The sequence below is a fragment of the Enterobacter sp. 22499 genome, from assembly GCF_052044815.1.
In the GTDB taxonomy this organism is placed as follows: domain Bacteria; phylum Pseudomonadota; class Gammaproteobacteria; order Enterobacterales; family Enterobacteriaceae; genus Enterobacter; species Enterobacter bugandensis.
Genome location: NZ_JBQENR010000006.1, coordinates 117,115 through 130,114 on the forward strand (window position 1 = coordinate 117,115; position 13,000 = coordinate 130,114).

General features: G+C 57.1%; 16 protein-coding genes. 9 read left to right on the forward strand and 7 right to left on the reverse strand.

The features are described from left to right. Nucleotides 1–28 precede the first annotated feature (28 nt). The 4 genes from nlpI (at nucleotide 29) to mtr (ending at nucleotide 4,375) form a co-directional block, all read left to right on the forward strand. Entirely contained in the window at nucleotides 29–913 is an 885-nt protein-coding gene (nlpI, locus tag ACTJI7_RS17200; protein WP_028014546.1) for a lipoprotein NlpI, read from the forward strand. A 107-nt stretch (nucleotides 914–1,020) separates the two neighbouring features. Then, the gene (gene yrbN, locus ACTJI7_RS17205) at nucleotides 1,021–1,101 is read left to right on the forward strand and encodes a protein YrbN (protein WP_100122156.1); all 81 of its coding nucleotides are present in this window, start codon (nucleotides 1,021–1,023) and stop codon (nucleotides 1,099–1,101) included. Continuing rightward, a complete protein-coding gene (locus ACTJI7_RS17210; protein ID WP_041907893.1) occupies nucleotides 1,094–2,989 on the forward strand; it encodes a DEAD/DEAH family ATP-dependent RNA helicase in 1,896 nt (631 codons plus the stop codon). The genes yrbN and ACTJI7_RS17210 overlap by 8 nt, the downstream gene beginning before the upstream one ends. Nucleotides 2,990–3,130: 141 nt before the next feature. Further along, nucleotides 3,131–4,375: a tryptophan permease gene (gene mtr / locus ACTJI7_RS17215; RefSeq protein ID WP_028014544.1), complete on the forward strand. Its 1,245-nt coding sequence runs from the start codon at nucleotides 3,131–3,133 to the stop codon at nucleotides 4,373–4,375. Between the two features lie 84 nt (nucleotides 4,376–4,459). Here the strand turns inward: mtr and ACTJI7_RS17220 are convergent, their stop codons facing one another. The 3 genes from ACTJI7_RS17220 to ubiU form a co-directional block, all read right to left on the reverse strand. Beyond that, nucleotides 4,460–5,467 carry a luciferase-like monooxygenase gene (locus tag ACTJI7_RS17220; RefSeq protein ID WP_047367057.1) on the reverse strand — a complete coding sequence of 336 codons (1,008 nt, stop codon included), beginning with the start codon at nucleotides 5,465–5,467 and terminating at the stop codon, nucleotides 4,460–4,462. A gap of 78 nt (nucleotides 5,468–5,545) precedes the next feature. Continuing rightward, nucleotides 5,546–6,424, reverse strand: coding sequence for a U32 family peptidase (locus ACTJI7_RS17225; protein ID WP_440670457.1), 879 nt, complete (start codon nucleotides 6,422–6,424; stop codon nucleotides 5,546–5,548). 7 nt (nucleotides 6,425–6,431) lie between these two features. Continuing rightward, a complete protein-coding gene (ubiU, locus tag ACTJI7_RS17230; RefSeq protein WP_014885366.1) occupies nucleotides 6,432–7,427 on the reverse strand; it encodes a ubiquinone anaerobic biosynthesis protein UbiU in 996 nt (331 codons plus the stop codon). 211 nt (nucleotides 7,428–7,638) lie between these two features. Here ubiU and ubiT point away from each other — a divergent pair, with 211 nt between their 5' ends. Together ubiT and ACTJI7_RS17240 are read left to right on the forward strand one after the other, a co-directional pair. Beyond that, nucleotides 7,639–8,163: a ubiquinone anaerobic biosynthesis accessory factor UbiT gene (ubiT, locus tag ACTJI7_RS17235; RefSeq protein ID WP_028014541.1), complete on the forward strand. Its 525-nt coding sequence runs from the start codon at nucleotides 7,639–7,641 to the stop codon at nucleotides 8,161–8,163. After that, nucleotides 8,157–8,660, forward strand: a complete 504-nt coding sequence (locus tag ACTJI7_RS17240; protein WP_041907900.1) for a GNAT family N-acetyltransferase — start codon at nucleotides 8,157–8,159, stop codon at nucleotides 8,658–8,660. The genes ubiT and ACTJI7_RS17240 overlap by 7 nt, the downstream gene beginning before the upstream one ends. Here ACTJI7_RS17240 and ACTJI7_RS17245 read toward each other — a convergent pair. Beyond that, a complete protein-coding gene (locus tag ACTJI7_RS17245; RefSeq protein WP_045260079.1) occupies nucleotides 8,647–8,976 on the reverse strand; it encodes a GIY-YIG nuclease family protein in 330 nt (109 codons plus the stop codon). The two genes, ACTJI7_RS17240 and ACTJI7_RS17245, sit on opposite strands and share 14 nt — an antisense overlap. Nucleotides 8,977–8,990: 14 nt before the next feature. On the opposite strand from ACTJI7_RS17245, the gene ACTJI7_RS17250 reads away from it, so the two are divergent. Beyond that, entirely contained in the window at nucleotides 8,991–9,425 is a 435-nt protein-coding gene (locus ACTJI7_RS17250) for a YhbP family protein (RefSeq protein WP_047364709.1), read from the forward strand. Here ACTJI7_RS17250 and ACTJI7_RS17255 read toward each other — a convergent pair. Continuing rightward, on the reverse strand, nucleotides 9,405–9,923 hold the full coding sequence (locus ACTJI7_RS17255; RefSeq protein ID WP_028014537.1) for a type 1 glutamine amidotransferase domain-containing protein: 519 nt from the start codon (nucleotides 9,921–9,923) through the stop codon (nucleotides 9,405–9,407). The two genes, ACTJI7_RS17250 and ACTJI7_RS17255, sit on opposite strands and share 21 nt — an antisense overlap. Before the next feature lie 128 nt (nucleotides 9,924–10,051). On the opposite strand from ACTJI7_RS17255, the gene ACTJI7_RS17260 reads away from it, so the two are divergent. Further along, the gene (locus ACTJI7_RS17260) at nucleotides 10,052–10,696 is read left to right on the forward strand and encodes an NAD(P)H-binding protein (RefSeq protein ID WP_041907904.1); all 645 of its coding nucleotides are present in this window, start codon (nucleotides 10,052–10,054) and stop codon (nucleotides 10,694–10,696) included. Nucleotides 10,697–10,736: 40 nt separating this feature from the next. Further along, nucleotides 10,737–11,774: a permease gene (locus tag ACTJI7_RS17265; protein ID WP_248186329.1), complete on the forward strand. Its 1,038-nt coding sequence runs from the start codon at nucleotides 10,737–10,739 to the stop codon at nucleotides 11,772–11,774. Nucleotides 11,775–11,823: 49 nt separating this feature from the next. On the opposite strand, the gene dolP is transcribed toward ACTJI7_RS17265, so the two are convergent. After that, nucleotides 11,824–12,399, reverse strand: a complete 576-nt coding sequence (gene dolP, locus ACTJI7_RS17270) for a division/outer membrane stress-associated lipid-binding lipoprotein (RefSeq protein ID WP_047367060.1) — start codon at nucleotides 12,397–12,399, stop codon at nucleotides 11,824–11,826. A gap of 9 nt (nucleotides 12,400–12,408) precedes the next feature. Then, entirely contained in the window at nucleotides 12,409–12,999 is a 591-nt protein-coding gene (gene diaA / locus ACTJI7_RS17275) for a DnaA initiator-associating protein DiaA (RefSeq protein WP_003861754.1), read from the reverse strand. Nucleotide 13,000: the final 1 nt, after the last annotated feature.

A 13,000-nucleotide genomic window follows, 5' to 3' on the forward strand; every position in this document is an offset into this window, starting at 1 on the left:
ATCCAATAGTTGTCTTCGGGAGTGGGAAATGAAGCCTTTTTTGCGCTGGTGTTTCGTTGCGACAGCTTTAACGCTGGCAGGATGCAGCAACTCTGCCTGGCGTAAGAGCGAAGTCCTCGCAGTGCCATTGCAACCGACTTTGCAGCAGGAAGTGATTCTGGCACGCATGGAACAAATACTTGCCAGTCGGGCTTTAACCGATGACGAACGCGCACAGCTTTTATATGAGCGCGGAGTGTTGTATGATAGTCTCGGTCTGAGGGCATTAGCGCGAAATGATTTTTCACAAGCGCTGGCTATCCGACCTGATATGCCTGAAGTATTCAATTACTTAGGCATTTATTTAACGCAGGCAGGCAATTTTGATGCTGCCTATGAAGCGTTTGATTCTGTACTTGAGCTTGATCCAACTTACAACTACGCGCACTTGAATCGCGGTATCGCATTGTATTACGGCGGTCGTGATAAGTTAGCGCAAGATGATCTGCTGGCGTTTTATCAAGACGATCCTAATGATCCTTTCCGTAGCCTGTGGCTTTACATCGTTGAGCGGAAGCTCGATGAGAAGCAGGCAAAAGAAGCACTACAACAGCGCTTCGAGAAATCGGATAAGGAACAGTGGGGATGGAACATTGTCGAGTTCTACCTGGGCAACATTAGCGAAGCAACGCTGATGGAACGCCTCAAGGCGGACGCAACGGATAACACCTCGCTCGCTGAGCATCTCAGTGAAACCAACTTCTATTTAGGTAAGTACTACCTAAGTCTGGGGGATATGGACAGCGCTACGGCACTGTTCAAATTAGCGGTTGCTAACAACGTACATAACTTCGTTGAGCACCGTTATGCATTGTTGGAATTATCGCTCTTGGGCCAGGAGCAAGACGACCTGGCAGAATCGGACCAGCAATAGCTGACGACATAAACATCAGCCCGTAATCTTTTGATTGCCATCACCTTCACTGGTGAGGGCGTTGTTGTTCGTCAATACACCTACTTTGAGCCGGTTCACACTTTTCAATGAAAATTGCTAATCATTTTCACGATGAGCTAAGTAGACTGGCCGCCATTGACATTGAGGCACTCGTACTACATGGCTGAATTCGAAACCACTTTTGCAGATCTGGGCCTGAAGGCTCCTATCCTTGAAGCCCTTAACGATCTGGGTTACGAAAAACCATCTCCGATCCAGGCAGAATGTATCCCGCATCTGCTTTCTGGTCGTGACGTGCTGGGCATGGCCCAGACTGGTAGCGGTAAAACTGCAGCGTTCTCGCTGCCGCTGCTGAACAACATCGATCCGGACCTGCGTGCACCGCAGATCCTCGTCCTGGCTCCAACCCGTGAACTGGCTGTTCAGGTTGCTGAAGCAATGACGGAATTCTCTAAACATATGCGCGGCGTAAACGTGGTAGCCCTGTACGGCGGCCAGCGTTATGACGTGCAGTTACGCGCCCTGCGCCAGGGCCCACAGATTGTCGTCGGTACGCCGGGCCGTCTGCTGGATCACCTGAAGCGCGGTACTCTGGACCTCTCTAAACTGAGCGGCCTGGTACTGGATGAAGCAGATGAAATGCTACGTATGGGCTTCATCGAAGACGTAGAAACCATCATGGCGCAGATCCCGGAAGGTCACCAGACCGCTCTGTTCTCTGCAACCATGCCAGAAGCGATCCGTCGCATTACCCGCCGCTTCATGAAAGAGCCGCAGGAAGTGCGTATTCAGTCCAGCGTGACCACTCGCCCGGACATCAGCCAGAGCTACTGGTCCGTGTACGGCATGCGCAAAAACGAAGCGCTGGTCCGTTTCCTGGAAGCGGAAGATTTTGATGCGGCGATTATCTTCGTGCGTACCAAAAATGCGACCCTGGAAGTGGCTGAAGCGCTGGAGCGTAATGGCTACAACAGCGCTGCGCTGAACGGCGACATGAACCAGGCCCTGCGTGAGCAGACGCTGGAGCGTCTGAAAGACGGTCGTCTGGATATCCTGATTGCAACCGACGTGGCAGCACGTGGTCTGGACGTTGAGCGTATCAGCCTGGTTGTCAACTACGACATCCCGATGGACTCCGAGTCTTACGTTCACCGTATCGGTCGTACCGGTCGTGCGGGTCGTGCTGGCCGTGCGCTGCTGTTCGTTGAGAACCGCGAGCGTCGTCTGCTGCGCAACATTGAACGCACCATGAAGCTGACCATTCCAGAAGCCGACCTGCCAAACGCAGATCTGCTGGGCAAACGCCGTCTGGAAAAATTCGCCGCGAAAGTACAGCAGCAGCTGGAAAGCAGCGATCTGGATCAGTACCGCGCGCTGCTGTCGCAGATTCAGCCTGTCGCTGAAGGCGAAGAGCTGGACATGGAAACTCTGGCTGCAGCACTGCTGAAAATGGCTCAGGGCGAACGTAGCCTGATCGTGCCACCAGATGCACCGATGCGTCCTAAGCGTGAGTTCCGTGACCGTGACGATCGTTTCGAACGTCGTGGCGACCGTAACGACCGTGGTCCACGCGGCGACCGTCCAGAGCGTGGTGGTGAAGACCGTCCACGTCGTGAACGTCGTGACGCTGGCGACATGGAACTGTACCGCATTGAAGTGGGCCGTGATGATGGTGTTGAAGTTCGTCACATCGTTGGCGCGATTGCTAACGAAGGTGACATCAGCAGCCGTTACATTGGTAACATCAAGCTGTTCGCATCCCACTCTACCATCGAACTGCCAAAAGGCATGCCGGGCGAAGTACTGCAGCACTTTACTCGCACCCGCATCCTGAACAAGCCGATGAACATGCAACTGCTGGGCGATGCGCAGCCACGTCCTGACCGCGGTGGCGAACGTCGTGGCGGTGGTCGCGGTTTCGGCGGCGAGCGTCGTGAAGGCGGTCGCAGTGAAGGTCGCGGTGGTGAAGGTCGTCGTTTCTCCGGCGAGCGCCGCGAAAGCCGTGGCCCACGTCGTGAAGAAGGCACCAGCCGTCGTCGTTTCGGTGACGCGTAAGCCTTTCGCTTTTGACGTAAAGTAAAATATACAGCCCCGATACACGCTATCGGGGCTTTTTTATTCCCTTTGTACTCTTGTACTGGTACAGTGCATCACACTAAAATGCAGAACCGCATGATTAACTGGAGAAAAGGCTGTATGGCGACACTAACCACCACCCAAACGTCACCTTCGCTGCTTGGCGGCGTGGTGATCATCGGCGGAACCATTATAGGTGCCGGGATGTTTTCCCTGCCCGTGGTCATGTCCGGTGCGTGGTTCTTCTGGTCGCTAGCCGCGCTGGTGTTCACCTGGTTCTGCATGCTGCATTCCGGCCTGATGATCCTTGAAGCGAACCTGAACTACCGCATTGGCTCCAGCTTCGACACCATCACCAAAGATCTGCTGGGCAAAGGCTGGAACCTGGTGAACGGCCTTTCCATCGCATTTGTGCTCTACATCCTGACCTACGCGTACATCTCAGCAAGCGGCTCGATTCTGCATCACACCTTTTCGGAGATGTCGCTGAACGTTCCGGCGCGTCTGGCGGGACTCTGCTTTGCGCTGGGCGTGGCGTTTATCGTCTGGATGAGCACCAAAGCGGTGAGCCGTATGACGGCGATTGTGCTGGGCGCTAAGGTCATCACCTTCTTCCTGACCTTCGGCAGCCTGCTGGGGCACGTTACGCCCGCCACGCTGTTTAACGTTGCGGAAGTTAATACCTCCTACACGCCGTATCTGCTAATGACCCTGCCGTTCTGTCTGGCGTCGTTCGGCTACCACGGCAACGTGCCGAGCCTGATGAAGTACTACGGCAAGGATCCGCGCACCATCGTGAAGTGCCTGGTCTACGGCACGCTGCTGGCGCTTGGGCTGTATGTGATTTGGCTGCTGGGGACAATGGGCAACATCCCGCGCCCGGAGTTTATCGGCATTGCGCAAAAGGGCGGTAACATTGACGTGTTGGTGCAGGCGCTGAGCGGCGTACTGAACAGCCGCAGTCTGGATCTGCTGCTGGTGGTCTTCTCCAACTTTGCGGTGGCGAGTTCATTCCTCGGTGTGACGCTGGGCCTGTTTGACTACCTGGCGGATCTGTTTGGCTTTGACGATTCTGCGATGGGGCGTTTCAAGACGGCGCTGCTGACCTTCCTGCCGCCGATTGTCGGCGGTCTGCTGTGGCCGAACGGGTTCCTCTATGCCATCGGCTATGCAGGGCTGGCGGCCACCATCTGGGCGGCGATTGTGCCAGCGCTGCTGGCACGTAAATCACGTAAACGCTTCGGCAGCCCGAAATTCCGCGTCTGGGGCGGTAAACCGATGATTGCGCTGATCCTGGTATTTGGGGTGGGTAACGCGCTGGTTCACGTGCTGTCGAGCTTTAACCTGTTGCCTGTGTACCAGTAAACACATTGCCCGGTGGCGCTACGCTCACCGGGCCTACAGGGACCGCGTAGGCCGGATAAGGCGAAGCCGCCATCCGGCAAAAAACTACCCCACCAATTCTTCTTTCACCTGCATCGCCAGGTCAAATGAATGTAAACGCGCCTGGTGATCGAAAATCTGGCCGTTGACCATAATTTCATCCGCCTGCGTTTCACGCAGCACTGCTTCCAGCCCGTGACGCACTTTTGCCTTATCACCCACCAGCGACATGCTCAACGCCTGCTGCACGCCATACTGCTCGGAGGCCGACCACAGCTGATGCATATTTTCCACCGGAGGCGGCAACTGGCCCGTCTCGCCGCGGCGCAGCTTCACAAACGCCTGCTGCATAGAGGTAAACAGGAATTCCGCGTCGCGATTGCTGTCAGCGGCAATAATGTTGATACACACCATTGCGTACGGCTTCTCCAGACGCTCGGACGGTTTGAAGTTCGTACGGTAGAGGTGCAGCGCCTGATGCAGCATATCCGGCGCGAAGTGGGAGGCGAACGCGAACGGCAGCCCCAGCTGCGCGGCGAGCTGCGCGCTATACAGGCTCGAGCCTAACAGCCACACCGGGATCTTCTCGCCATAGCCCGGCACCGGGCGCACGTGCGGGTTCGGATCGCGCGCGTCGAACCAGTCCACCAGTTCCGCCACGTCGCGCGGGAAGTTATCGATATCGCCGCTCATATGGCGGCGCAGGGCGCGCATGGTCGGCTGGTCGCTGCCCGGCGCGCGGCCAAGCCCCAGGTCAATACGGCCCGGATAGAGGGTATTCAGCGTCCCGAACTGCTCGGCTATCACCAGCGGGGCGTGGTTCGGCAGCATCACGCCACCGGAGCCAAGGTGCAAAGTGGTGGTATTCGCTGCCAGGTAGCCAATCAGCACCGATGTAGCGGCGCTGGCAATGCCGACCATATTGTGATGTTCTGCCAGCCAGTAGCGGTGATAGCCACGCTTTTCGGCCAGCTGAGCCAGATCGAGAGAGTGCGTGAAGGCTTCTCTTGCCGAGGAGCCTTGTGGGATCGGCGCCAGATCCAGCACCGAAAACGGAATGGTTTTGTCAGTCATAACAGCTCACTTTGTCGACGGTCAATCTTTAATACTGCATTAAAAAATGATAACCGTTGTTAACAAAGTGAGCCTTTTTTAGGCCTGAAGTTCCAGCCCGGCCAGACGTTTCCAGTAACCGTTGCAGTCGCTGTTTGCCGTCAGCGGCAGCGGCGACGCGCCGTTTTCGTTGGCGCGGAAGGCGTCCAGCATCGCGAAAACGCTGGTATCCAGCGGCGACAGGCGCACCATGTCCACCAGTCCGTCCATCGACGCCAGCTCGTTGCCGAGGTTATAGACGTAACCGCTCATGGTTTGAATGCCGTTCAGGACAAACACCTGCTGGTTCTCCTGCGACAGCATGCTGCGCCCGTTCGGGTAATTGATGCAGCAGGTTTCACATTCATCTTTCGGGCGGTCTTCCGATCGCGCGGTGAAGCAGCGGGCAGAGTAGGCCAGCGGCAGATGACCGTAGCTCAGCACTTCCACTTCGAACTGATGGCGAATGCCCAGCTCGTCGCACTGATTCAGCAGGTTTGCCAGCCAGTCACGGGAGAGCTCCACCGGCATGCACCAGCGGGTCATTCCCTGTTTGAGCAGCAGGCGCAGGGTGACGGCGTTATAGCAGTTCAGCGCATGGCCTGCGACAAACGGCAGCCTGCGTTCGGCGCACATGTTCACTACCCCCAGGTCGCTCGCCTCCAGCAGAAACTCACCGTTTTCGACGTAGCGCTTCAGCTCGCCCAGTTCGGACGAAGCCTGCACCAGCGCGAGCGTTGACAGCACCACCTGCTTGCCGCTCCCGGCCAGGCTTTTCGCCATCTCCAGCCAGTCGCCCACTTTGGTGGCGCGGCGTTTGCTGCATACTGCTTCACCGAGGTAAATTACATCGGCGCTGCTGGTGGCAGCCTGTTGGTAAAAATCTTCCAGCGTCTCTTTTGGCCAGTAGTAGAGCACCGGCCCTAATGAATATTTCATGGTTATCTCACTGCCATTTACGGTGATACGCGCCCAGCGTGGTTTGCGTGCCTTCGGACATCGATCCGAGCGTCTCCATCCACGCCGCCTGTGGGGCGTAGTTCTGCGGGTCCGCCATGCAGCGGTCGATGGCCTGACGCCACACTTTCGCCACCTGGCTCACATAGGCCGGACTGCGCTGGCGACCTTCAATTTTCACCGAGGCAATATTGGCGGCCAGCAGCTCCGGCAGCAGCTCCAGCGTGTTAAGGCTGGTGGGCTCTTCCAGCGCGTGGTAGCGCTCGCCGTCGACCAGGTAGCGGCCTTTGCACAGCGTCGGATAACCCGCGTTTTCACCGTCCTGATAGCGGTCGATCAGAACTTCATTCAGACGCGACTCCAGCCCCTGCGGGGTCTGCTGCCAGCGGACGAAGCGGGCAGGGGAGCAGGCCCCGACGGTATTCGGCGATTCACCGGTTAAGTAAGAAGAAAGATAGCAACGGCCTTCGGCCATGATGCACAGACTACCAAAGGCAAAAACCTCCAGCGGCACTGGCGTGACGCGCGCGAGTTGCTTAACCTGATGAATAGAGAGCACGCGCGGCAGCACCACGCGGGCGACGTCAAAGTGTTGATGGTAAAAACGCACCGCCTCTTCGTTGGTGGCAGATGCCTGAACAGAGACGTGGCGCTCAATATGCGGATAGCGTTCTGCCGCATACTCAAGCATGGCGAGGTCGGCCAGGATTAACGCATCGGCGCCCAGCTGTGCTGCCATGTCCACCGCGCGCTGCCAGCGGGCGTAACCGTCAGGATGGGCAAACGTGTTGATGGCAATATGCAGCTTGCGGCGGTGCTGATGAACGAAGTTAACGGCTTCCTGAAGCTTTTTCTCCGTAAAGTTAAGGCCAGCAAAATGGCGGGCGTTGGTGTCATCTTTCAGCCCGATATAGACCGCATCGGCCCCATTCTCGATGGCCGCCTTAAGCGCCGGAAGGTTTCCGGCAGGGCAGAGCAGCTCCATAAATTATCCTGATGTAGTCGATAGCAAAATTGTTAACGAGCTGGGATTTTAATTAAGCCATACGCGACAATTTTTGATTTAAGGCAGCTAATGGCGTATTGATGGCACCAATAATGGGGTACGTCCGACGATGGTTTGTTGATTTACGCCGCTATGTTCTGGAACGGATGTGGCAAAATAGCGGGACTATAGCTATCAGGGAGTAAAGCTCGTGCTGGATAAACTGCGTTCACGTCTCGTACAATTCGGTCCATCAATGCTGAGCGTGCCGGTCAGGCTGGCGCCGTTCGCGCTTAAACGCCAGGTGCTTGAGCAGGTTCTGAGCTGGCAGTTCCGTCAGGCGCTGCAGGATGGCGAGCTGGAGTTTCTGGAAGGGCGCTGGTTAAGCATTGAGGTGCGTGACATCGGGCTGCGCTGGTTTACCTCCGTAGAGAACGACCAGCTGATCGTTCGTGAGTCTGCCGAGGCGGACGTGAGCTTTAGCGCCAACGCCAGTGACCTGCTGATGATTGCCGCGCGTAAGCAGGACCCGGACACACTCTTCTTCCAGCGCCGTCTGGTGATTGAGGGCGACACGGAGCTTGGCCTGTACGTTAAGAATTTAATGGATGCCATTGAGCTGGAGCAGATGCCGAAAGCGCTGCGCGTGATGTTGATGCAAATGGCAGATTTTGTTGAGGCGGGGCTGAAATCCCCGCCGGACAGTAAACACACTTCAGTAGGTGAGCCATGCTGATTCGAGTCGAAATAGGGATTGATGCACCGGGTATCGATGCGTTATTACGCCGCTCTTTTGAGAGCGATGCGGAAGCCCAACTGGTCCACGATCTCCGTGAAGACGGCCTGATCACGCTGGGGCTGGTTGCCACCGATGACGAAGGTCAGGTTGTCGGCTATGTTGCCTTCAGCCCGGTGATCGTTCAGGGTGAAGATCTTCAGTGGGTGGGCATGGCACCGCTGGCGGTAGATGAAAACTACCGCGGGCAGGGCCTGGCGCGCCAGCTGGTCTATGAAGGGCTGGACTCGCTGAATGAGTTTGGTTATGCCGCCGTGGTCACGCTGGGCGATCCGGCGTTCTATGGCCGTTTAGGCTTCGAGCAGGCCGCGCATTACGATCTTCGCTGCCGCTGGCCGGGTACCGAATCCGCCTTCCAGGTGCATCGCCTGGCGGATGATGCCCTGAACGGCGTAAATGGTCTGGTGGACTACCACGACCATTTTAATCGCTTTTAATTAGGCTCTCGCGTAGCGCCTCAAAGGAGCCGTCTCCGGTCACGAGGCGCTCCTTCTGGCGCTTCGTTAGTTGCTTAATACGGTACTCCAGCCTGAGTGCCAGCGATCTGTCCCCCACGGCGGCAGAAAAAGCCAGCTGCAGTTCGCCTTTCCCCCGCAGCGCTTTTGCCCCTTTCCCCGTTTGATGTTGTAAAAAACGCCGCGCCACATCGGTGGTGATCCCGGTGTAGAGTGCGTTATCAGCGGTTCGGACAAGATAGAGAAACCAGCACACGGTAAACAGATTCAGTATGTTAAGGTGAACGCACCATAGCATGAGAGAGAACGAAAATGGAAACACTGGCCGCCATTAACCGCTGGCTGGCAAAGCAGCACGTCGTGACCTGGTGCGTATATAGCGAGGGCGAAATGTGGTGCGCCAACGCCTTTTACTACTACGATCCTGAACGCGTCGCTTTTTACGTCATGAGTGAGGACAAAACGCGGCATGCCCAGATGACCGGCCAGCAGGCAAAAGTGGCGGGCACGGTCAACGGCCAGCCCAAAACCGTCGCGCTGATCCGCGGCGTGCAGTTCAAGGGTGAGATTCGTCGTCTGGAAGGTGAAGAAAGCGACGCACAGCGTAAACGCTACACGCGCCGCTTCCCGGTTGCTGCTGCGCTAAAAGCCCCGGTGTGGGAAATCCGCGTTGATGAGCTGAAATTTACCGACAACACCCTGGGCTTTGGCAAGAAGCTTCACTGGCTACGCGCCGAGCAGGCGTAGCGCTTCGCGGTTAAACGCCGGGAGATCGTCCGGGGTCCGGCTGGTGATCAGCTGGTCGTTATCGTTGACCACCTCCTGATCGTAAAACTCGGCCCCTGCGTTTTTCAGATCGATAACGATCGGTTTCACCGCCGTAAGCTTACGCCCGCGGACCACTTCAGCGCTGATCAGCAGCTGCGGGCCGTGGCAGATGGCAAAGACCGGCTTGCCGGTGCCGACGAAGTCACGGGTAAAGGTGACGAAACGCTCGTCCCCGCGCAGGGAATCCGGTGAATGGCCGCCCGGTAACAGCAGGGCGTCGAAATCTGACGGGCTGACGTTATCGATGGACTCATCGATGGTCACGCTGGCTTCGCCCTTGTGGCCCTTCACGGTTTTACCCGCTTCTTTCTCAATGGTGATGACCTCGTGGCCTGCCTTGCGGAATGCCTCAGCTGGTGACGTAAATTCTGAATCTTCAAACTCGTCGGTAATCAAGACTGCGATTTTTTTACCCATGCTTCCTCCGTTGTTTTCGCTTCAGACTGTTTTTTTCCCGTTTGTGGTAAATACTTACCGGTAACAGACTTTTAAGTGTGGTAGAGCAGGTCCAGATCGCAAACGGACAATTCTGTAAAGGGGATAAGATGAGTCAGGTACTGATTACCGGCGCAACCGGGCTGGTGGGGGGACATCTGCTGCGGCTGCTGATCCAGGACCGGCATATCAACTATATTGCCGCCCCGACGCGCCGCCCGCTGTTGGATATCACCGGCGTCTATAACCCGCACGATCCCCAGCTCACCGACGCGCTGGCGCAGGTGCAGGATCCTATAGATATCGCCTTTTGCTGCCTGGGCACGACGCGGCGTGAGGCGGGCAGTAAAGAAGCGTTCATCCATGCGGACTACACGCTGGTGGTGGATACCGCCCTGACGGCGAAAAAGCTGGGGGCAAAACATTTCCTGGTGGTGAGCTCGCACGGCGCCAGCACCGGCTCACCGTTTTTTTACAATCAGGTGAAGGGCAAAATGGAAGAGGCGCTGATTGCGCAGAAGTGGGAGCGCCTGACAATCGTACGGCCTTCCATGCTGATGGGCCACCGCGACGAACGGCGTTTTAACGAATCCTTCTTCGCCCCGCTGTTTCGCATCCTGCCGGGTAACTGGAAGTCCATCGAGGCGCGGGACGTCGCGCAGGCGATGCTGAAAGAGGCGCTGGCACCGTCGCAGGAGGGCGTCAATATCATCCCTTCGGCAAAACTGCGTGAAATCGCGCAGGGCGAGGCGTAAACTTCTCCGGCTTATTAAATAACACTCTCCGGGGAATGGTATGACTGGTCAGTCTTCATCTCAGGCGGCAACACCTGTCCAATGGTGGAAGCCCGCACTCTTCTTTCTCGTGGTCATCATTGGCCTCTGGTATGTGAAATGGCAGCCGTACTACGGCAAAGCCTTCACCGCCGCCGAAACGCACAGCATCGGTAAATCTATACTCGCTCAGGCTGATGCCAGCCCGCTGAAGGCGGCATGGGATTACGCCATGGTCTACTTCCTGGCGGTGTGGAAAGCTGCCGTCTTAGGGGTAATCCTGGGATCGCTGATTCAGGTACTTATTCCGCGAAACTGGCTGGTGAAAACACTCGGGCAGCCGCGCTTTCAGGGCACGCTGCTGGGGACGTTTTTCTCTCTGCCGGGCATGATGTGCTCCTGCTGTGCCGCACCGGTAGCGGCGGGTATGCGCCGCCAGCGCGTATCCATGGGCGGTGCGCTGGCATTCTGGATGGGGAACCCGCTGCTCAACCCGGCGACGCTGGTGTTTATGGGCTTTGTGCTCGGCTGGCATTTTGCCGCTATCCGTCTGGTTGCCGGGCTGCTGACGGTGCTGGTGGTGGCGACGCTGGTACAAAAACTGGTGAAGGATACTGCCGTCGAACCCGCAGCCGTTGAACTGGACGTCAGCGAACCGCAGGGCGGTTTCTTCACTCGCTGGGGTAAGGCGCTGTGGCAGCTTTTCTGGAGCACCATTCCGGTCTATATCCTGGCGGTACTGGTTCTGGGCGCGGCGCGCGTCTGGCTCTTCCCGCATGCGGATGGGGCGATCGACAACACGCTGATGTGGGTGATTGCGATGGCCGTTGCAGGCTGCCTGTTTGTGATCCCCACGGCGGCAGAAATTCCGATTGTCCAGACCATGATGCTGGCCGGTATGGGTACCGCACCGGCGCTGGCGCTGCTTATCACCTTGCCGGCAATCAGCCTGCCGTCGCTCATCATGCTGCGTAAGTCTTTCCCGGCGAAAGCGCTGTGGCTGACGGCGGGGCTGGTGGCGTTGAGCGGAGTGATGGTGGGGAGTATTGCGTTGATGTAAAAAAAGCCCGGTGGCGCTCGCGCCTACCGGGCCTTTAGTCAGACGTGGATTACTTAATGTAGGTAAACGCGGTGGTGACGTGCTTCACGCCGCTCACCCGGCTGGCGATATCCGCCGCCGCTTTCCCTTCACGATCGGTCACCAGACCCAGCAGGAACACTTCACCGTTTTCGGTCGTTACCTTCACGTTTGAGGATTTCACCTGGTCTGAACCCAGCAGCTGGGAGCGGACTTTGGTGGTGATCCAGGTGTCAGACGACGCGGTGCCCAGGCTGATTGGCTGACCCTGGCGGATTTCATTGAAGACTTCCGTGGTGCCCTCAACGCCCATTGCGATCTGCTTCGCGCGGCTGGAGAGGTCGGTATTCGGTGCCTGACCCGTCAGCAGGACTTTGCCCTGATAGGCCGTCACGTTGATACGCGCTTCTTTCTTGATTTGTTCGTCTTTCGACAGCGCACTGTTGACCCGCAGCTCCAGCGTACCGTCATCCACCTGCGTTCCCACAGAGCGCGGATCGGTCGCCGCTTTGGTGCCTACTGCGGCAGTACCCACAACGGCCGCAGCAATACATCCCTGAAGCAGTAATGCAGACATAAGGACTGCGAGGGTCGATAAAGCCTTCATAAAAACTCCTTAATCATCCTGGTGAGGGAAAAGCGTGTTATCGATCAAATCGCATAAGCAGTTCACCGTGAGCATATGCATCTCCTGGATACGTGCGCTACGGTGAGACGGAATGCGGATTTCCACATCCTGCGGCCCGAGCAGACCCGCCAGCTCACCGCCGTCATAGCCGGTTAAGGCGACGATGGTCATGTCGCGGGTAACGGCGGCTTCAACGGCTTTGACGATGTCCCGGCTGTTGCCGCGCGTGGAGATCGCCAGCAGCACATCGCCGGCATGCCCCAGGGCGCGCACCTGCTTTGCGTAAATTTCGTCATGCAGACGATCGTTAGCAATCGCTGTTAAGACCACATTATCGGTATTAAGTGCAATGGCAGGTAAACTCGGGCGTTCGGTTTCAAAACGGTTAATCATGCTGGCAGCAAAATGCTGTGCGTTGGCGGCTGAGGTTCCGTTGCCACAACAGAGGATTTTGTTGCCGTTAAGCAGGGATTGCACCAGCGTCATTGCAGCGCGAGAGATCGCGTCCGGAAGGGCTTCCGCCGCGGCAATCTGAGTCTGGATGCTTTCTGTGAAGCACACTTTAATTCTTTCGAGCACG

Bases quoted from the DNA above. Each gene is read 5' to 3' on its own strand.
- nlpI (WP_028014546.1), top strand. From the start codon at position 29: ATGAAGCCTTTTTTGCGCTGGTGTTTCGTTGCGACAGCTTTAACGCTG.
- yrbN (WP_100122156.1), top strand. From the start codon at position 1,021: ATGAAAATTGCTAATCATTTTCACGATGAGCTAAGTAGACTGGCCGCC.
- ACTJI7_RS17210 (WP_041907893.1), top strand. From the start codon at position 1,094: ATGGCTGAATTCGAAACCACTTTTGCAGATCTGGGCCTGAAGGCTCCT.
- mtr (WP_028014544.1), top strand. From the start codon at position 3,131: ATGGCGACACTAACCACCACCCAAACGTCACCTTCGCTGCTTGGCGGC.
- ACTJI7_RS17220 (WP_047367057.1), bottom strand. From the start codon at position 5,467: ATGACTGACAAAACCATTCCGTTTTCGGTGCTGGATCTGGCGCCGATC.
- ACTJI7_RS17225 (WP_440670457.1), bottom strand. From the start codon at position 6,424: ATGAAATATTCATTAGGGCCGGTGCTCTACTACTGGCCAAAAGAGACG.
- ubiU (WP_014885366.1), bottom strand. From the start codon at position 7,427: ATGGAGCTGCTCTGCCCTGCCGGAAACCTTCCGGCGCTTAAGGCGGCC.
- ACTJI7_RS17240 (WP_041907900.1), top strand. From the start codon at position 8,157: ATGCTGATTCGAGTCGAAATAGGGATTGATGCACCGGGTATCGATGCG.
- ACTJI7_RS17245 (WP_045260079.1), bottom strand. From the start codon at position 8,976: ATGCTATGGTGCGTTCACCTTAACATACTGAATCTGTTTACCGTGTGC.
- ACTJI7_RS17250 (WP_047364709.1), top strand. From the start codon at position 8,991: ATGGAAACACTGGCCGCCATTAACCGCTGGCTGGCAAAGCAGCACGTC.
- ACTJI7_RS17255 (WP_028014537.1), bottom strand. From the start codon at position 9,923: ATGGGTAAAAAAATCGCAGTCTTGATTACCGACGAGTTTGAAGATTCA.
- ACTJI7_RS17260 (WP_041907904.1), top strand. From the start codon at position 10,052: ATGAGTCAGGTACTGATTACCGGCGCAACCGGGCTGGTGGGGGGACAT.
- ACTJI7_RS17265 (WP_248186329.1), top strand. From the start codon at position 10,737: ATGACTGGTCAGTCTTCATCTCAGGCGGCAACACCTGTCCAATGGTGG.
- dolP (WP_047367060.1), bottom strand. From the start codon at position 12,399: ATGAAGGCTTTATCGACCCTCGCAGTCCTTATGTCTGCATTACTGCTT.